We start from the raw sequence: 20,247 nt of genomic DNA, 5'->3' as shown, positions 1-20,247 counted from the left end.
AAAATGAATCAGTTTGAATTCGATATTTTGTTAAAAAAATACCTTGCCGGCGAACATTCTCCGGCAGAGGAAAAATTTGTACAGGAATATCTTGATAATAATCCTTTTGACGAGTCGCCCGTTTTCGAGTTTGAAAAAGAAAAAATAGGAAACCGGATCAGGAAACAGCTAAATAAAAGCACTGGTAATGAGCGCTTTCTGATACCTTTTTCTTCGTGGCTGAAAGGAATGGCCGCTTCTCTTATCCTTGTGGCCGGTTGCTGGTTTGGGTTTCAGTACGTTAGTAAAAAAGAAATATCCGAAATCCAGACGATCGAAAACGAGGGCGTTATTGAAATTAAAAACACATCAAACAGTCCGCAAAGGATTCCGCTGGAAGATGGGAGTATCGTTATACTTCAAAAGAAAAGCAGTCTAAGTTATCCCGAACATTTTGGCGAGACAAAACGCCTGGTTTATCTTCATGGCGAAGCATTCTTCCAGATCAAGAAAAACCCTGCAAAACCCTTTATCGTCTCCACGGAGAATTTAGTCACGCAAGTTCTCGGAACCAGCTTCACCGTGAAATCATACGACGAGGCACGTTCCATTGAAGTTCAGGTAGCCACTGGCCGTGTTTCGGTTTATGAAGTTGCAGAAAAAGCTTCCACAAGCAGCAATGGCGTAATCCTCACCCGAAATCAGAAAATTGTTTTCGATAAAAAATCCAAGAAAATGGAACTGGCCATTGTTTCAAATCCCATACTGAATCAAACAGCCATACCGGCAGATCGCGGTTTTTCCTTTCTCGAAACGCCTGTCAAAGATGCTTTTTTAATGCTCGAAAAAGCCTATGGAATTGATATCGTAATCGAAAATGACGCTGTGGAATCATGCCTGTTCACAGGTGACCTAACAGATCTGACATTATTTGAACAGCTTGATCTGATCTGTAAATCAGTTAATGCGACGTACGAACGGCGAGGAACAACGTTGTTTGTACGCGGAGAAGGATGTCCCAAATAGTTTTTTAAAATGGTACCGGAATGCGCCAACATTACCGGCACCTGAATTTCCCTGTTGAAAATCAGCAGGTTGTTTTCACGTTTTTGCATTTCGTTAACCACAAAAACTCTTAAAATTATGAATAAAAAAATACCCCTCAAAAGGGTTGTTTACAAAGTCATGAGTACTACTGTCAAGCAACTTTTTATTGCAATTTTATGCTGTGGTATCTCCATGGCCCATCCCTTACGCGGACAGGAATTGTTAAGTAAAGAAATTTCACTGAAAGTGGAATCGATGGAAATCAAAAAGGTATTGAACCTGATTGAAAAACAGGCCGATGTAAAATTTGTGTACAGCACAAGTAGTATCCAAAATTCACAAAGTACTTCTTTGAAAGAGCTGAAAGGCCCGCTTTACAAGGTTTTAGATCAGATATTAACTCCGCTGAATGTCTCTTATGAGGTAGTTGGCACCACACGTATCCTGCTTCGAAAAAAGGTTGCCGGACTATCCGCTCAGCCTCAAGGATCGATTTTCCCAAGCAAATCCATCGAGCGGAAAATTTCCGGTAAGGTTACAGATGAAAAAGGCGAAGGCTTGCCTGGCGTAAACATACTTGTTGTCGGCAGCCAGACCGGAACTTCTACCAATGAAAGCGGGGAATACCAATTATCCGTTGCGGATGATGCCACGGCCTTGAAATTCTCCTTCATCGGATATGTCAGTCAGGAGGTAAAACTGGAAAAAACGGATGTACTTAACATATCGCTTGTTCCGGATGTGAGCGCGTTGAATGAAGTGGTTGTCGTCGGATATGGCACGCAAGAAAAGAAAGATGTAACAGGGGCAGTTTCTTCTGTAAAGGGAGCTGATTTCCAAAATCTTCCGTCCGGCGGAGCCCAGCAGGCACTTCAGGGAAGAGCTGCCGGTGTCAATATCGTGCGTAATGGCGGAGCTCCGGGAGATGCCGGGACCATTCAGATCCGCGGCTTCGGTACCGTAAATAATGCTTCTCCGCTTGTCGTAATCGACGGTGTTCCATCAGGAAGTATGAACGACGTCAACCCCAACGACATTGAATCCATTGAAATTTTGAAAGATGCTTCCGCTTCCGCTATCTATGGAACGCGGGCGGCGAACGGCGTTATTATCATTACAACAAAACGCGGAAAATTCGATAATCCGATCGCGCTTTCTGTGAATGCGTATGTAGGGGTAACAAACAGGATCAAAACGTTGGACGTATTGGACGCACCTTCTCTGGCTATGTTAAAAAGAGAAGCATATCAAAACGATGGCCTGCCAATTCCGGCGATCTGGCAAGATGCCAGGTACCAGACTCAGCTTACAAACTGGCAGGATGAGTTGTTACAACAGGGAATCACACAAAATTATGATGCGTCCATTCGCGGTGGCGGTAAATATTCATCGTTCTCAATTTCGGGAGGATATTATAATGAAAAGGGTATCATTGAAAAATCAAACTACAAACGGTTGAATTTCCGTATTAACTCGGATCATAAAATTGGCTCTAAAATAAAGATCGGCCAGAATTTCCAGTTTACGAATACGCATAACAGTTCTCCGGATACAAAATCTTCACAAACAGGTTTGCTATGGAGCGCTATTCGTTTCCATCCCGGACTACCTGTTAAAAATGCGGACGGCACATACAGCTCTACACAGGGAATTGGTGCTTTTGGAGATATTAACAACCCTGTTTTCACAGTCGACAACCAGGATACGGATAATGTTCGCAACCGTTTTCTTGGCAGCGTAACAGGAGAGCTTGAAATAATCGAAGGATTAAAACTGCGCGCAAATGTTGCCATGGATGCGACGTTCAGCGAAAGCCATACTTTCGACGTAAAAATTAATGACCAGTTCAGAACAAACGCTTATAACCAGCTTGGACTAAGTCATGACAAAAACTGGTCCTTTTTGCAGGAATATTTTCTGTCTTACGACAAAAAATTTGGTCAGCATGCATTGAGTCTTGTCGGTGGCTACACCTCCCAGACTTTCAATGATATTTATGCAAATCAACGCGGACGTGATTTTGCAAGTGAAGACCCTTCGCTTCGATATATGCAATATGCCGGAACGATCGTATCGATTCCTTTGAGCGATGGCGGAAACGGCGGCCGAAGTTATGATGCCCTTGCTTCTGTTTTCGGACGTGTCAATTATTCTTTCAAAGACCGTTATTTATTTACAGCGACTGTTCGTAGTGATGGTTCTTCCAAATTTGCTCCCGGAAATCAGTGGGGTTACTTTCCTGCGTTTTCTGCCGGATGGAGAATTTCGGAAGAATCGTTTTTCAAAAATGCTTTACCTGTTTTCAGCAACTTCAAGTTGACAGGCGGTTGGGGACAACTGGGCAACCAGAATGTGGCTTCACTGCAATATCTCGCATTGATCAATTCTTCTTACCGTTATGCTTTTGGAAACGGAGGCGTACAAAACCAGATCGCCGGCTCAGCGCAAAGCAGATTGGCAAATGTTAATATCGGTTGGGAAACTGCCGAAATGAGCAACTTCGGACTTGAAGCCGGTTTGATGAAAAACAGCCTGTATCTATCCGCAAATTATTTTATCAAGGATACAAAAAAGATGCTTCTCGCGCCTCCATCAATTGGTACGATCGGAACATCGACTATTCCTGACCAGAATATAGGAGAGCTTAGAAATCAGGGTTTGGAACTGGAAGCATCTTACCGTCACACATTGGGAGACTTTACTTTCAATTTGAGTGGGAACGCGACTTTTATTAAAAACAGAATTACCAAACTGGCAACACCAGGTGGTTTTTTGGCTACACAGTTATACGGACGCGGTCAACAGGAAATCGTTCGTACCTATGAAGGACAGCCATATGGCACTTTTTACGGATACAAAACTGACGGGCTTTATCAAAATCAGGGACAAATTGACTCAGATGCGAACATTGCAAATGATTTGCGCCGCTCAGATGGTCAGATTCAACCAGGCGATGTACGCTTTGTGGATTTGAACAATGACGGTATTATTGACGATCAGGACAGAACGATCATCGGGAGTCCTCAGCCGAAAGTTAATTACGGATTTTCTGCGGGTCTTAACTATAAAGGTTTTGATTTCAACTTGTTTTTTGTCGGCGTTGGCGGTGTTTCCATTTACAATGCAGACCGCATGCAGGGACTTGACGCCAGTTATTCGTTCAACCTGTATGCCGACGCTATGGACCGCTGGAACGGTGACGGCACAAGCAATTCGGTTCCTAGGGTAAGTATAGATAATGCAAACCGCAACTTCCGCCCTTCGGACCTCTTTGTTGAAAAAGGAGATTTCTTACGATTGAAAAATATGACGCTTGGCTATACACTGCCAAAATCTGTTACCGGAAAGTTAAAAATGTCGCAGGCGCGGATTTATGTTACAGGCCAGAACATTATCACATTTACGAAGTATTCCGGACTGAACCCAGAACTTGGCTATGTGAGCGGCGGAACAGGACAATATAATCAGCTTAATGTTGATTACGCGCAATATCCCCTGGCAAGAACTTTCACCATCGGAGCGTCTCTGTCATTCTAGTTTAACCGTTCAGATTATACCAGCAGAATTTATATTATTATGAGAAAGATAACTACACTTGCCGGATATATTTTTCTTGCAACGTTATTCAGTTGCCAGGATAACTTACTGGAAACAACGCCGTATGGCCAGGTTACGTCACAGCAATACTGGCGGAATGGCGATGACGTAGTGGCTGCCACGAATGCCATCTATGCGCCGTTGCTTAATGAAGACGGCTTCGCACACACCGAATACACCTTCGATAACTGCTCCGATGATATGAACCGGGCCGGTGATCATGCCGATGAAACTGCTCTGGAAATGTTCACTTTTGATGCTTCCAATTCTCATATACTGGCGACGTGGTCAACAAAATATGAAGTTATTTCAAGGGCCAATGCAGTGCTCATCAATGCTCCGAAGGTAACAATGGACGAAACTTTGCGAAACCGTAGTATGGGTGAGGCCTATTTTTTACGTGGTTTTGTATACTGGCGACTTTCGCTCATCTACGGTGAGGTACCAATTCTTTTGGAAGAAGATGCATTGAATCAAACATACAATAAACCAAAATCTACGCTTGCACAAGTAAGAGCGCAGGCGGAAGCTGATTTCCAGAAAGCTGCAACACTTTTGCCTGTTGCGTACGAAGCCACTGAGGCGGGTCGTGCAACGCAGGGCGCTGCTTACGGTTTTCTTGCCAAATTGTATGTCTACCAGGAAAACTGGGCAAAGGCGATCGAAGCCAGCACCAAAGTCACGTCGAATGCTGCCTATAAACTGGCAACGGAATTCAATCAGAATTTTGAACTGGTGACAGAAAATAATTCAGAAACCCTGTTTTCGCTGCAATATGAAACGGGCTGGACAACAGACAATTCGCCTGCTTATTATCACACGCCTCAGACATTTGGAGGCTGGGGATTTCATGAGCCAATTCAGGATTTGGTGAATGAATTTGAAGAAGGCGATCCCCGCAAAGCCTATTCTATTTTCAGCCCTGGTGATAAGGTAGAAAGAGGTTCTCTTGGTGAAACTGAATTTACCGCCGACATGACGCGTGTAACAGGTTTTGCGTTTAGAAAATATTCTCAGTTTACTTCAACAGGTGACATGGATCAAAGTCTGAATGCTCCTTTTTTACGCTCAGCAGATGTTTATCTTTTGGCGGCGGAAGCTAAAATCCGCTCGGGACAAAATGGTGATGCAGAACTTAATGCGGTCAGAAAACGTGCAGGCGTGAAAGAAATTACCGGCGCTACGATGAAGGATATTATGCATGAGCGTCGTGTCGAACTTGCAGGCGAAAATGAGCGTCATCAGGATTTGATGCGTTGGGATAAGGCGGGCTTAATTGACATCACTGCGCATTATAAAATCGCCCGCGGACCTTACAAGCCAAGCCGCAATTTCGTCAAACCTAAACACTATTACTTCCCCCTTCCTCAACGCGAGGTCGACCTTAGTAATGGCGTGCTGATTCAAAATAGCAATTATTAAGCATTAAGAAATATAGTTAATATACCCGGAAAGTCCCCGGCATATTTTGGAAGAAGTCAACATAGGGATATCGTCCTTTCGAAAGTTGGCTTCTTTCTTTTTTCAAATTGAACACATTCAAAAAACGTGAAAAAGACATTCGTGCTCCTTTTGCTGATTTTAATATTGACACAATGTGCGACTAAGGAGAGACAAATTCAAGGCACATGGAAGACCGATTCCATATCAAACTTTGTCAATGGTTTTTCCCATACCAATAATTCTCAGGATGAACATTGGTCAAACTTTGAATACAACGAAAAGAACGAAGTTTTTGAGCGGAGAAAAGCCGAGTTTCGTAAGTATGATTACAAAATAGTATCTGGTGATTCGCTGGTGTACCTCGACTCGGCAGGCAACTTTTTGAACGGTTATAAAATTCTCAAACTGGACGAAAGTCACCTTATTTTAAAGAAAGACCAAAAGCCTTATCTTCCCGGAAAAAATCAAAAACTTTACGAGATACGCTTTTTCTCCAAAATATCCTCTGACTCTATTTCTGCACTAAAATGATTAAAAAACTGATCTTGTTTTTACTATACGGCACTATAATTTTCAGCTGCAAAAAGAAAAATCAAGATACGTTATTTGAATTGGTGTCCTCTGAAAAAACAGGAATTAAGTTTTCCAATGACCTTAAAGAGGATGAAAAACTGAACATTCTTACTTACGAGTATTTTTACAACGGCGGTGGTGTCGGAATTGGAGATATCAATAACGACGGACTTCAGGATATTTTTCTTGGTGGAAATATGACCGAAAGCCGATTATATCTGAACAAGGGAAACCTTCAATTTAAGGACATTACTGAATCATCCGGAATATCACTTGCCAACAGCTGGTCAAGAGGAATTTCCATGGTTGACATAAATTCCGATGGGCTTCTTGATATTTACGTCTGTAGGGCCGGGCCGCAGCCGGCCGGTACTGTTGATCCGGAAAATTACTCCCGCCCAAATTTGCTTTATATCAACCAGGGAAATAATAAATTTACCGAACAGGCAAAAAAATATGGTCTTGATTATGCAGGGAATACTACGCAGGCTGCATTTTTCGACTATGACCATGATGGCGACCTCGATGTATTTCTGGTAACCAATGTGATGGAGCGTAAAGGCCCAAACGTTATCCGTCCTAAACGGGCCGACGGCTCAGCGCTCAGCACAGATAAATTGTTCAGAAATGATGGAGTAAAAAATGGAAATCCTGTTTTTACGAATGTTTCCCGGGAAGCCAATATTCTTGCAGAAGGGTTTGGGCTTGGCGTTTCAATTGTCGATATCAATGAAGATGGCTGGCCCGACGTTTATGTTTCGAATGATTACCTTTCCAATGATCTTCTGTATATAAACCAGCAAAACGGTACGTTCAAAAATGAGATCACAGATTATTTCCGTCATCAGAGTTACTCTGCCATGGGGAACGACGCAGCGGATATTGATAACGATGGTCTGGTAGATTTCGTTACGCTGGATATGTTACCCGAAGGAAATGTACGTCGTAAAAACATGTTCGGTCTGATGAATTATGACCGGTATCTTTCCGAACAGCGAATGGGTTATCAACCCCAGTTTATGCGTAACACTTTACAGCATAACAATGGTAACCGTCCCGGAACGACCCATCCGTTTTTTAGCGAAATAGGAAGATTTTCAGGAATACAAGCTACGGACTGGAGCTGGAGTGCATTATTTGCAGATTACGATAATGACGGAAAAAGGGACCTTATGATCACAAACGGATATCCGAAAGATATAACGAACCGTGATTTCGTCGTATATCGGATGGCCCAACATCAGGAACAGATGCAATCAGGAAAATTGGATAACGCCCCTACCGTTGCAGCTTTAAAAGAAGTGGAAGGTGCTCATATAGCGAATTATCTGTTCAAAAATAACGGCGATTTAACCTTTAATAACCAATCCGAATACTGGGGTTTTGATACGCCTTCATTCTCAAACGGCGCTGCTTATGCGGATATGGATAACGATGGCGATCTTGACTTAATCATCAATAATATTGACCGTGAAACATTTGTATATAAAAATAATTCTGACAAATTTCCGGATCATCACTATCTGCGAATAACCTTGAAAGGAACAAAAGAAAACCCACATGGTTATGGAGCGAAAGTGAGTGTGTTTTACAAAAATGAAAAACAATTTATCGAACATTCTCCATACCGAGGTTATCAGTCAACAGTTGAAAATACACTTCACTTTGGTTTGGGAAAAATCAACAAGGTGGATTCAATACGTATTGTCTGGCCCAACCAAAAATCACAGCTTTTAGAAAATATCGGTGCGGACCAGGTATTGGCGATCGAATATAAAAATGCTGAATCTTATCAAAAACAGAAAGCAGCTGAGCAGCCAATTTTTTTTACAGAACTTTCTGAAAGTTTGGGAATCAAGTATAAACATACTGACGAACTCTATATCGATTTTAAAGTACAGCCACTTTTACCGCATCTTCTTTCCCAAAACGGCCCGGGCATCTCCGTAGGTGATATCAATGGAGATACCCGAGAAGATTTCTATGTTGGAGGCGCGTTCCGCCATTCCGGAAGCTTTTTTATTCAGAATGCACGGGGGGAATTTACTGAAAAACCATTGACCAAAGAAAAGAAATTTGAAGAAGACATGGGCTCCTTGTTGTTCGATGCCAATGGTGATGGAAGTCCGGATCTATACATCGTGAGTGGCAGCAGTGAATTTCCGGCCGACTCCAAATATTATCAGGACAGGCTCTATTTTAATGATGGAAAAGGTAATTTTAAACATGATATCTCTGCATTACCAATCAACACGACGAGCGGATCTTCTGTTAGCGCCATAGATTTTGACAGAGACGGAGATTTGGATTTGTTCGTCGCAGGCAGACTAACACCCGGACAATATCCCGCAGCTCCTAAAAGTGCGATCTTACGAAATGACAAAGGAAAATTTACCGATATCACTTCTCAAATCTGTCCAGATTTAAATTCGGTCGGAATGGTCACTTCCTCACTTTGGACAGATTTTGATCAGGATGGCTGGATTGATTTAATTCTCACAGGAGAATGGATGCCGCTAACTTTTCTTAAAAATAAAAACGGAAAACTAGTTAATGTTACGACATCCACCGGCCTTGCCGGCACGACAGGCTGGTGGAATAGTATCGTTGCAGGAGATTTTGATGAAGACGGTGATATCGATTATGTTGCAGGAAATGTTGGGTTAAACACCGAAGGAAAGCCTTCTGCGAAAAAACCGTTAACCATGATTGCAAAAGATTTTGACAAAAGCGGCTCAATGGATCCTGTTATCTCACAATATTTCGGAGATATCCTATACCCGATCCACCCACGGGATGAAATGACAAGCCAGATGAACTTTCTTAAGAAACGTTTTGTGTATTACAGCGACTATGCAAAAGCAGGCATCTCGGATGTGTTTACAACGGAGGAGCTGAAAGATGCGACACGTCTTATATGTCAAGAGATGAGAAGTGTATTACTGGAAAATTCTGGGAATGGAAAATTTAAAATCAAGCCACTTCCAACGGCCGCTCAGCTCGGGCCTGTATATGGCATTACGACAAATGATTATAACGCAGACGGACATCTGGACCTGATTCTCACAGGAAATTCCTATGCGCCGGAATCAATCAGCGGAAGACTGGATGCTTTTAACGGTTTGCTGTTGGTAGGAAATGGTAAAGGCGGCTTCACTCCTGTCTCATCCGCATCAAGCGGTTTTCTGGTAGAAGGCGATGGAAAAGGACTGGCCGAATTGACATTGTCAGATGGAAACAGGTTAATTCTGGCGGCGCAAAATAATGACAATCTTAAAGCCTTCCGCTCCGTGGATAAGCGAAAAGATCAAATTACAATCCGGCCTCATGCGAATGAAATCAGAGCAGAAATTATTTTAAAAAATGGTCAGAAAAGAATTCATGAATGGAATTATGGCTCAGGTTATTTATCACAATCTTCCCAAGTATTTAGGCTTTCAAAAGAAAATATAAGTAAAATTAATATTTACGACTCACGAGGAAAAACGAGAGCTTTCCCGGTAAACCAGTAACTAGCTGACCAAAACCCTCACTTTTTTAATCCTCTTCTTGTCTGCTGACTGCACTTTGAAAGTAATTTCCCGGTGCGTTGCAATTTCTCCTGTCCGAGGTAACCTTGAAAAAAGTTCCAATAAGAGACCCGCCAGCGATTCACTGTTTCCACGAACTTCATCAAAATAATCAGATTCAAGATCGAGAATACGACACAAGTCGTTGATCAAAACTTTACCTTCGAAGACATAAGTATTTTCATCAACTTTGGTATAATTCACTTCATCCTCTTCGTCATATTCATCGTTGATATCTCCGAAAATTTCCTCGATAATATCTTCCAGGGTTATAAGGCCACTTGTTCCTCCATACTCGTCAATCACAATTGCCATATGAACGCGCCGGTTCTGAAACTCCTTCATCAGGTCGTCAAGCCGCTTGCTTTCCGGAATCAGGTAAGGTTCGCGAAGCAGCTTTTGCCAGTTAAAATGTTCGTTGTGATGCAGGTAAGGCAATAAATCTTTTACATTTAAAGTTCCTTCCACGCTATCCAAAGTATCTCTGTAAACAGGAACACGGGAATAACCCGACTTATTGATTTTATCCATGAGTTCATGGAAGTTTAATTCAATATCAAACGCTGTGATATTGACACGCGGCTGCATCGCTTTCCGCGCATTCGTCTGCCGAAAATTTGCCAATCCGCGCAGAAGATCCGTTTCCTCCTCACTCTCTGCCTTCGCTTCCAGCCTTTCCGTAGATATTTCGGAGCCCTCGGGCGTTAAAATCCCGAAGAAATAACCCAATCGTGTAATCGGTTTTGTTAAAGGCTCGCAGACTTTTATGATTAAATGTGTTGTCCCGGCAATTTTCGGAATTAATTCAGAAGCATTTCGAGCAGAAAAAAACCTCACCATCACATCAAGCCATATCCAGGAAGCCAGGGCTCCCAGCGAGATCCAGTGAAAAATAGTTTCGTCGTTATTTTGAACTTGCAACCAGGTAAATCGCGCAGCCAGTAACAGTGCAAGTAAAGTAACGCCGCGCTGAATAATTGAAAGTGCTAATTGCTGAATGCGCGTAGGCAGATGGTTTTCCGAAATACTTTTTCGCTCCCAGGGATTTTCCATCGCGCCGGCTGTTGCGTAAGAAGCTCTGATCCCGGACAGAAAAAGAGAGACAGCCAAAAGAATGAAGACAAGAATTAATTCGTAAACAGCGTAGCTGTCAATGGGTATGACCATACCGGCCAGTAATGGAAGCGCACTTTTAGCGGGATAATTTATCCCCGTACGCTTTCGAGACAAAGGATCGTCACTATCAGCAGTTTCTTTCACAAAAAATTTGAAAAGTTCATAATAGACCCAAGATAAGAATTCTACCCAAAAAACTTGTTGTCAAAGGACTTTGCGACAGAAAAAACATGTTTTTCAGGTAGAAAACTTTCGAAATCAGAACGGCAGATCGTCATCATCGTTTCCTGCCGCCATAGACGGTGGGATAGGATCCGATGATCTTGGAGCTTGGTTTTGTCTCGGTGCGGCAGGTTGGGAATAGCCCTGATTTCCCTGATTATTATTTTCTCCACCACCATTATTAGGTCCTCCCAACAAGGTCATGCTGTTTGCACGGATCGTCACACCCGATTTCTGGACACCTTCTTTGTCCGTCCAGTTATCTGTACGTAGTCTTCCTTCTATATATACAGAATTCCCTTTCTTAAGATATTTCTCAGCGACTTTTGCAAGTCCTTCCCATAACTCAATGCGGTGCCATTCTGTGTTTTCAACTCTTTCACCGCTTTTGTTTGTATAAGCTTCCGTTGTAGCAATGCTGAATTTTGCTACGGCTGATCCGCTCTCCAGATATCTGACTTCCGGGTCGCTGCCTAAATTTCCGATAAGAATTACTTTGTTAACACTTGCCATGATTTTGTGCGCTTGTGATGATTGTGGATAATTAAATTCAATATACCGGATATTAGTTCAAATATACAAATTCAAATTTTGCATAAAGAGATAAAGGGCTATTTCCGATAATCTGGATCAACTTTTCACACATCCTGCTCACTGATTTTTCCGGTAATTTTATTTTTCAGGATCAATTTATTGCGCCCATCATGCGTCACTTCACGTTTGATTAAATAATGTTCCTCATCATGTTCAACATAATTGGAAGGTTTAGTTACACCTTCCTGTCCACGCCAAACCGGCAATTCAACTTTCTCCCACAATTTGGTTTTGGAAGAACGATAAGCAGCGTCAATAACTGCATTTACAACATAACCGTCGTAAAATGTTTCAGCTGCATCACGACCTTCTTCTGCCGCATTAAACATATCGGTGAACATATGATTGTAACCCAGATCGTTCACTTCATCGCCGACCGGAAAAAGCCAACCACTTTTACTTTCTGCTTTTTCCGCAACATAATCACCACCTCTACCAGACGTATACATTTCAAATCCTGTCCGCAGAAAATTATTAATCCAGATTGTCCCTTCCGTCCCCATTACTTCATCGCGTAAATCCATACCGCCTCGGAACGTCCAGCTCACCTCAAATTGTCCGATCGCACCATTTTCATATTTAACCAGCGCAATCGCATGATCTTCGGCATCAATCGGTTTCACCTGCGTATCTGCCCAGCACATGACTTCGACCGGACGAATATCTTTCCCAATGAAATTTCTTGAAATTTCGATGCAGTGACAGCCCAGATCCAGAATACATCCGCCGCCGGCCTGTTCGATATCCCAGAACCACTCGCTGTGCGGGCCCGGATGTGCTTCTCTGGATTTTGCCCAGATGATCCGCCCCAATGATCCGGATTTTACGCTTTCGAGCGCTTTCAAAAACTTAGGACTATAACAAAGATCTTCCAGATAACCGGCGAAAATCCCGGCTTCTTCCACGGCCTGCATCATACGAAGTGCTTCCTCCGCATTTCTTCCCAAAGGTTTTGTGGAAACAACGGCTTTTTTATGTTTTGCACAAAGCATTACGGCCTCTTCATGAAGATTATTTGGAAGGGCAATACATACCATATTAACACTCGGACTGGAAATAATCTCTTCCATACTGATCGACCAGAAATCGCAACCGTAATCATCCGCAAATTTCTTTGCGCTTTCTTCGCGACGCGCATAAATCGCGACAACCCGGTCGCGGCCACGTTGGCCGTGAATGGATTCCGCATAAAAACGTCCGATGAAACCGGAACCGAGCATGGCAATTTTTTGCATAAGGATTAATTGGGTTAGGTGAATTGGTATCTGGTAATCAAACCTTCGAAATTAAATAATATTTCGGTGCTCTGCACCTTAGGAAACCTTCTCTTTTGCTTATTCCTACAAGTAATGCGGTACTCTGTACCTGATATAAGTTAAGTGCAGAGCACCCAAATATTTGTAGCAACCAATAATATTAACGGGCCAAAGGTGCAGAGCACCGTAATAATCTATTTATTCGTATTTTCTCAATTCCGTTTTGATTCTTGTTCCTATTCTTCGTTTTCAAAAGCTGTTATATTCCGTTCCGAAACCGGATGATTTGGAACGATGTTGTCTTGAAAATAAAGTAGCCACGGATGCACGAATTCTTCACGAATAAAATACAGCAACATTTGTGAAAAATTCGTGTATTCGTGGCATGAAAGAAAGATTATAAGTACAATTCTTCTTTTAAAACCGTATCCATTAAAATGGGTTTCGGCAATTCTTCCACTTCACTTCTCGAATAATACGCCATATCCTCCGGCAGTTTTAAAACCTCATCTTCCGGAACTATAATCCACCAGAATCTTACTGTCAATCTTTGATGAGTCAACAAATGCGTATACTCTTTCAGAACGGGGCGAATTTGTCCCTTATTTTTCCAGTCTTCAAGAATGGTGTCTTTTGGCAAATCATCCGGCGTGTTAATATCAGACGACGATTCAATTAAATAAAAATCATACAATCCTTTCCATATATCTTTTTTAAGGCGCTCATGCATGGCAAGGCTATCGCCTTTTTGTAAAATGAAATAATTGAAATAGCGGTTTTTCACTGCATTCTTTTTCATCTTCACCGGCAGCTTGTTCTGCATATTAAACTCGTATGCGTAACACATATAAGTAAAAGGACAAACGGAACAATTCGGCGAAACAGGTACACATTGCAACGCACCGAATTCAATCATTGCTTGATTGTAAGTGGCAGGATCGTCCTGAGGAATGATCTGTTTTGCCAGATTTGTGAATTCATTTTTTGCACCTGAACTCAGTATATCGGTAAAAATTCCAAACAGACGGGACATAACCCGATATACATTTCCATCAATCGCAGGAACCGCTTCTCCAAATGCAAACGAAGCGATAGCTGCGGCTGTGTAAGCCCCTAAACCTTTTAACTTGGCAAGTTTTACAGCACTTTCCGGGAATTTCCCCTCCCACTCTTCCACAATATGCCTGGCAGTAAAATGCATGTTTCTGGCGCGCGAATAATATCCTAAACCCTGCCACAGCCTGAGTATATCACGCTCATCCGCAGCAGCCAGATCAAAAACTGTCGGATAGTTATTCAGGAATTTTTCATAATACGGAGTTCCTTGTGCGACACGGGTTTGTTGTAAAATAATCTCTGAAAGCCAAATTTTATATGGGTCCGTTGTTTGTCTCCAGAGAAGTGGACGATGGTTTTCAAGGTACCAGGATTTTAGTTTTGCGTTAAATTCAAGTAGTTGTAAATGATCGGGTAGCATAACGTTTTGACTTATATACACTGTTTTTTAACCAATTAGAAAAAAAATGAAAATGCTAACCTTTTAAATTATGGTAAAATTACCCTACCTTTGTGTTCCCAAAAATTAGAGGAGGAAATAAATAAACGAAATAATATCCACTTAAAGTAAACAATCAAAGTGACTAAGGCAGACGTAATCGCACAAATTTCCGAGAAAACAGGTGTAGACAAGGGCGATGTTCAACAAACGCTAGAATCGTTTTTCACCGTGGTAAAAGACTCGCTTGCAGAGGGTGAAAATCTATATGTTAGAGGTTTCGGTAGCTTTATTAATAAAAAGCGTGCCCGTAAAGTAGCTCGTAATATCTCACAAGGTACTTCAATGATCATTGACGAGCATTTTGTACCAAGCTTCAAGCCAGCAAAAGTATTTGTTGAGCAAGTTAAAGTGAGTGACAAATTGAAAGATCTAGCTGAAAAATAATTTGCCTTAATTAGGTTTGATTAAAACAGTATGAAAAAGTCTATAATTCTTTCTTGCGTATTAGCACTAGCCCTGGTAGGAACACTTTACAGTCTTCCGAAGGTGGTTGTGAATACAAAAGCAAAAGAAGTGGACACCGAGAAGAGTGAGGTGACGGCAGCACCCGGTGCTTCGGCATCAGCTACTCCGGCGCCCGAAACTCCCTCAAACATGCATGATGGAGCCACTTTATCCCCTGAGCAGCAAAAAAATGTTGACCAGCTGAGAAGTGGTTTCACTCAGGCAAGTGGAAAAGAAAAAATAGCTGCCGGATTAAAATTGTCTGACACGTTTTCAAAACTTCAAAAGTTTGACAGCGCTGCGCACTATGCAGAATTGGTAGCACAGTTATCTCCTTCGATTGAGAATATCACAAAGGCAGGTGACCGTTACTATGAAGCGTATGGCTTTGCGGTGGATGATGCCAAGGCCAAAAACCTTGGTAGCAAAACGCGTGAATTCTACGGAAAAGCGATTGAAAAAAATCCGGGTTTGCTAGCTGCAAAAGCTAATATGGCCATGACTTACGTGAACACTGAAAACCCGATGCAGGGCATTATGATGTTGCGCGAAGTTTTGGATACAGACCCGACAAATGAACTAGCTTTGTTTAATCTTGGTATTCTATCTATGCGTTCGAACCAATACTCGAAAGCAGCAGACAGGTTCAGACAAATATTGACTAACAACCCTGCTAATACAAAAGCAAAATTCTATTTAGGATTGACACTTGTTGAATTAGGGAATAAAGATGAGGCTCGTAAAGTATTGGCAGAAGTTAAAAAAGAAGAGAAAGATCCCGTTATCCAACAGGCTCTTATCGAACTTCAGGAGCGTCTTGACAATTAAATAAGTAAAACAATTATTTTTTATTATATAAACGACATAAATTTATGCCTTGCGGAAAGAAAAGAAAGAGACATAAGATTTCCACTCACAAGAGAAAGAAACGTCTTAGAAAAAATAGACATAAGAAGAAATAATTGATATGTGACCGGATTTGTATGATTATGAATCCGGTCATATTATCTCTTACGATATATATGTTGCCTGTCTTTAAATGTAAAGCAGGAGGTTGAGTATTAACTTTATATAGCCATTTGGTTGGTTGAACATTGAGTAACGAATTACTAATAAATTCTACTCAAAAGGGAGAACGTATAGCCCTTTTGCAGGATAAACGTCTGTTAGAATACCACGTCGAAACACCGGATCAGAGCTTTACCGTTGGGGATATCTACCTTGGTACAGTAAGGAAACTTGTGCCTGGGCTTAATGCCGCATTTGTAGACGTGGGATTTGAGAAGGATGCTTTTTTGCATTATCTGGATTTAGGACCTAACATCAATTCTCTCAATAAACTAACCAAAGATGTAATCTCCAAGCGTGTCAATTCCGGGAAGTTGAGTAACTTCAAAATGGAGCCCGAAATTGAGAAACTTGGCAAGATTGATAAAGTACTTTCCAAGAATCAGGCTATTCTGGTTCAGATTGTCAAAGAACCTATTTCTACAAAGGGCCCCCGCCTATCGTGTGATATTTCCATTGCAGGCCGTTACATCGTTCTGGTTCCTTTCTCAAACTCGGTAAACCTTTCTAAAAAGATTACTGACAAACAGGAAAGAACGCGTTTGCAGCGACTGATGTCTTCCATCAAACCAGCCAATTTCGGTGTTATTATACGTACCGTTGCTACTGGAAAAGATGTAGATGAACTGAACAAAGATCTTCAGGATTGTCTTGAAAAATGGGAAAATGGTATCAAAACGCTTCGTGATGCCAAGCCCCGTGACCGTGTGATCGGTGAAATGAATCGTGCTTCTTCGATAATCCGTGATATGCTGAACGAGTCGTTCGACAGCATTACCGTGGATTCGAAAGAGGTGTACGAAGACATTAAAGCCTATATCCACAACATAGCACCGGACAAAGAAAATATCCTGAAACTGCATAACGGCAAGAACAAGATATTTGAACAATTCGGTTTAGAGAAGCAGATCAAGTCTCTTTTTGGCCGTTCGGTAAGTTTACCAAACGGTGGTTATCTGATCATTGAACATACAGAGGCTTTGCACGTTATCGACGTCAATAGCGGAAATAAGTCCAATTCAGAAGAAGATCAGGAAGCTACTGCGCTCAGCGTAAACATTGAAGCAGCGAAGGAAATTGCCCGCCAGTTGCGCTTGCGTGATATGGGTGGAATTATCGTTGTCGATTTCATTGACATGAAGAAAGCGGAAAACAAACGCGTTCTTTTTGATATGATGCGCGACGAAATGAAAGGAGACCGTTCAAAATATACGGTTCTTCCGCTTTCGAAATTCGGGTTACTGCAAATCACACGTCAGCGTGTAAGACCCGAAATGAATATTGTTACCCGCGAAACCTGCCCAACTTGCGGCGGTACGGGAACGATTCAGGCAAGTATTCTGGTAACAGATATTATCCTTTCAAACCTGGATTATATTCTTTCCAAACAAAATGAACGTGGTATCACCATCGCGCTTCATCCGTTTATCCATGCCTATTTCACGAAAGGAATAATTTCTGAGCAGGTAAAATGGCTTTTCCAATACAAAACCTGGGTGAAACTAATTAAAGATACTTCATTAGGCGTTATCGATTTCAAATTCCATAATAAGTATGGGGAGGAAATTGAGATTGTTCCGGGAAGTTAATTTATTAGCTTTCGGCTTTCGGCTGTCGGCAATCAGCTTTCGGCGTTGGCTCGGTGTAAGTTTTTGGTAATTCTGCTACTTTCCTTTCCAGATTGGATTCCGTTTTTCTTTGAATGCGGCTGTGCCTTCTTTTGCGTCTTCGGATTTCAGGAGTTTATCCAGTTGGGATTTAAGATAATTATGGCGATCGTTTTCGGCTATATCTGATATATTTTGAAGTGCTTCTATTCCTGATTTGATGGCATATGGAGCATTTGAGCAAATTACATCGGCAAGTTTGTGCACTTCCTTTTCGATTGTTTCCTTGTCTGAAATTTGGGTAACGATACCTAAATGAAGCCCCTCTTCTGCTGAATAACTTTTCCCGGTTATAGACATTTCAAGTATTTTTCTTTTGGGAATAATATCAAGCAGTGAAGCCATAACCTGCATGGGCCATATTCCTCTTTTCACTTCGGGTAAACTGAAATTTGCTTCCGGTACACTTACAACAAAAGTACATCCGCAGATAATCAGAAACCCTCCTGCAAAGACTGAACCTTCAACCTGAGCAATACACGGCTTGTGTAAACTGGCAAAAGCCTCACCCAGTCTGACCTCTTCTATTGATTCGGGAAGTGTTAGATTTTTTTGATCTGCCATTGGATCATGAAAAGCGTTTAAATCAGCGCCGGCACAGAAAACAGGACCTTCTGCTTTCATAATAACACAACGGATTTCAATCTGACCTTTTGCATAAGCCAGCGCGTATGCAATTTCATTCGCCATTGTTGGGGTGAAGGCATTTCGTTTTTCCGGTCGGTCAAGCGTGATTTCAAAAATATTTCCTTTCAAAAAAGTTTTGATATACAGAAATTGAACTGTATCAAATTTTGAAATGTCTTCTTCTTTGAAAAAAAGCATAATTGGCAAGTATTAATGTGAAATTACTTAGTCACAACTTCTTCCAGCATACTGATATATTGTAATATACCTGCCTCAATTTCATGCAGATAAATAAATTCATTGGCGGTATGCGAACGCTCCGAATGTCCCGGTCCCATTTTCAATGACGGACAATCAAGTAATGCCTGATCCGAAGTTGTTGGTGACCCGTAGGCTGTTCTGCCTCTTTTCAAACCTGCCTGCACGATCGGATGCTCCATCCGAATACTTGAAGGGCGCAGGCGAATGGAACGCGCACTAACTTCCGACTGAATATTTTCCTGGATTACTTCAATGATTTCTTCCAGAGTATATTGATCCGTTGCCCTTACGTCAATTGTAAAAACGCAGGTATCCGGAACAACATTATGCTGCGTCCCGGCATTGATAATTGTGACCGACATTTTTATTGGTCCCAAAGTCGGGGAAACTTTTGGGAATTTATAATTCCGGATCCACTCTATATCCCGGATCGCTTTATAAATCGCATTATCACCCTCTTCTCTCGCTGCGTGTCCTGATTTTCCTTTGGCAGTGCAATCCAGTACCAGCAAACCTTTTTCCGCTACTGCCAAATGCATTTCCGTTGGTTCGCCAACAATCGCAAAAGCTATTTCCGGAAGTTCCGGAACAACAATTTCCAAACCTTCTTTTCCTGAAATTTCCTCCTCTGCCGTGGCAGCAATAACGATATTATAGGTTAAATTCTGCCTATTATAGAAATGACAAAAAGTTGCAATCAGCGAAACAAGACAACCACCGGCATCATTGCTGCCTAAACCAAAAAGCTTATCATCTTCAACCAAAGCCTGAAAAGGATCGAGTGTCCAGGATTTATTTGGTTTCACTGTATCGTGGTGGGAATTTAACAGGACGGTCGGTTTCGCAGCATCAAAATATTTATTGTAAGCCCAGATATTGTTTTTCTTAGTTTGAAAAGGAATCTCTTTTTGTCTGAAAAAATCCTGAATCAATGCAGCTGTATTGTCTTCTTCTTTGCTGAATGACGGTGTTTCGATCAGCTTTTTAAGTAAAGAAATTACTTCCTGCGTAAGTTGTTGGATATTTTCAGAATCAATTAAAGAAGACATAGTTGGGCTTTCTGGTACGACAATATTTTGGGCAAAGGTATAAAAAGAAAAAATGCCACGAATACACAAATTTTCACAAATACATTTGGATGAATATTAGTAAAAATTCGTGCATTCGTAGCAAATGAATAATATTTTATGCCTGCATTTAATAACTGTGATTTAATTCGTTTTCTA

14 protein-coding genes are annotated in these 20,247 nt (G+C 41.6%); 8 read left to right on the top strand and 6 right to left on the bottom strand.

What is annotated here, in order from left to right; genetic code table 11:
- Nucleotides 1-3 precede the first annotated feature (3 nt).
- From BMY70_RS28175 to BMY70_RS28155, 5 genes are all read left to right on the top strand, one after another.
- A complete protein-coding gene (locus BMY70_RS28175) occupies nt 4-1,005 on the top strand; it encodes a FecR family protein (RefSeq protein ID WP_143072164.1) in 1,002 nt (333 codons plus the stop codon).
- 117 nt (nt 1,006-1,122) lie between these two features.
- Nucleotides 1,123-4,563, top strand: coding sequence for a SusC/RagA family TonB-linked outer membrane protein (locus tag BMY70_RS28170; protein WP_090341344.1), 3,441 nt, complete (start codon nt 1,123-1,125; stop codon nt 4,561-4,563).
- A gap of 39 nt (nt 4,564-4,602) precedes the next feature.
- Nucleotides 4,603-6,045, top strand: coding sequence for a RagB/SusD family nutrient uptake outer membrane protein (locus BMY70_RS28165; RefSeq protein WP_090341342.1), 1,443 nt, complete (start codon nt 4,603-4,605; stop codon nt 6,043-6,045).
- 126 nt (nt 6,046-6,171) lie between these two features.
- On the top strand, nt 6,172-6,597 hold the full coding sequence (locus tag BMY70_RS28160) for a hypothetical protein (RefSeq protein WP_090341340.1): 426 nt from the start codon (nt 6,172-6,174) through the stop codon (nt 6,595-6,597).
- On the top strand, nt 6,594-10,151 hold the full coding sequence (locus BMY70_RS28155) for a VCBS repeat-containing protein (RefSeq protein WP_090341338.1): 3,558 nt from the start codon (nt 6,594-6,596) through the stop codon (nt 10,149-10,151). Before BMY70_RS28160 ends, BMY70_RS28155 begins: the two co-directional genes overlap by 4 nt.
- Here BMY70_RS28155 and BMY70_RS28150 read toward each other — a convergent pair whose 3' ends face one another.
- The 4 genes from BMY70_RS28150 to mutY form a co-directional block, all read right to left on the bottom strand.
- Complete coding sequence (locus tag BMY70_RS28150; RefSeq protein WP_090341337.1) at nt 10,152-11,468, bottom strand: transporter associated domain-containing protein; 1,317 nt, start codon at nt 11,466-11,468, stop codon at nt 10,152-10,154.
- Nucleotides 11,469-11,582: 114 nt separating this feature from the next.
- Nucleotides 11,583-12,059: a single-stranded DNA-binding protein gene (locus BMY70_RS28145; RefSeq protein ID WP_177197146.1), complete on the bottom strand. Its 477-nt coding sequence runs from the start codon at nt 12,057-12,059 to the stop codon at nt 11,583-11,585.
- Between the two features lie 125 nt (nt 12,060-12,184).
- Nucleotides 12,185-13,375, bottom strand: coding sequence for a Gfo/Idh/MocA family protein (locus BMY70_RS28140; protein ID WP_090341333.1), 1,191 nt, complete (start codon nt 13,373-13,375; stop codon nt 12,185-12,187).
- A gap of 418 nt (nt 13,376-13,793) precedes the next feature.
- Complete coding sequence (gene mutY, locus BMY70_RS28135; RefSeq protein ID WP_090341331.1) at nt 13,794-14,873, bottom strand: A/G-specific adenine glycosylase; 1,080 nt, start codon at nt 14,871-14,873, stop codon at nt 13,794-13,796.
- A gap of 159 nt (nt 14,874-15,032) precedes the next feature.
- Here mutY and BMY70_RS28130 point away from each other — a divergent pair, with 159 nt between their 5' ends.
- The 3 genes from BMY70_RS28130 to BMY70_RS28120 all read left to right on the top strand — a co-directional run bounded on the left by BMY70_RS28130 (nt 15,033) and on the right by BMY70_RS28120 (nt 18,055).
- Nucleotides 15,033-15,338 (top strand): HU family DNA-binding protein, encoded by a 306-nt coding sequence (locus BMY70_RS28130; protein WP_090341329.1) that lies wholly within the window; start codon nt 15,033-15,035, stop codon nt 15,336-15,338.
- A 30-nt stretch (nt 15,339-15,368) separates the two neighbouring features.
- A complete protein-coding gene (locus BMY70_RS28125; RefSeq protein ID WP_090341327.1) occupies nt 15,369-16,226 on the top strand; it encodes a tetratricopeptide repeat protein in 858 nt (285 codons plus the stop codon).
- 266 nt (nt 16,227-16,492) lie between these two features.
- Complete coding sequence (locus BMY70_RS28120) at nt 16,493-18,055, top strand: Rne/Rng family ribonuclease (protein ID WP_177197145.1); 1,563 nt, start codon at nt 16,493-16,495, stop codon at nt 18,053-18,055.
- Nucleotides 18,056-18,130: 75 nt separating this feature from the next.
- On the opposite strand, the gene BMY70_RS28115 is transcribed toward BMY70_RS28120, so the two are convergent.
- Both BMY70_RS28115 and BMY70_RS28110 read right to left on the bottom strand, forming a co-directional pair.
- Complete coding sequence (locus BMY70_RS28115; RefSeq protein WP_090341323.1) at nt 18,131-18,958, bottom strand: enoyl-CoA hydratase/isomerase family protein; 828 nt, start codon at nt 18,956-18,958, stop codon at nt 18,131-18,133.
- Nucleotides 18,959-18,981: 23 nt separating this feature from the next.
- Nucleotides 18,982-20,070, bottom strand: a complete 1,089-nt coding sequence (locus BMY70_RS28110) for a M20 family metallo-hydrolase (protein ID WP_090341321.1) — start codon at nt 20,068-20,070, stop codon at nt 18,982-18,984.
- Between the last annotated feature and the right edge of the window lie 177 nt (nt 20,071-20,247).

It is taken from the genome of Dyadobacter koreensis (assembly GCF_900108855.1).
In the GTDB taxonomy this organism is placed as follows: Bacteria; Bacteroidota; Bacteroidia; order Cytophagales; family Spirosomataceae; genus Dyadobacter; species Dyadobacter koreensis.
The sequence above is the reverse complement of the archived record's forward strand: the minus strand, read 5'-3'. Positions and strand labels throughout refer to the sequence as shown.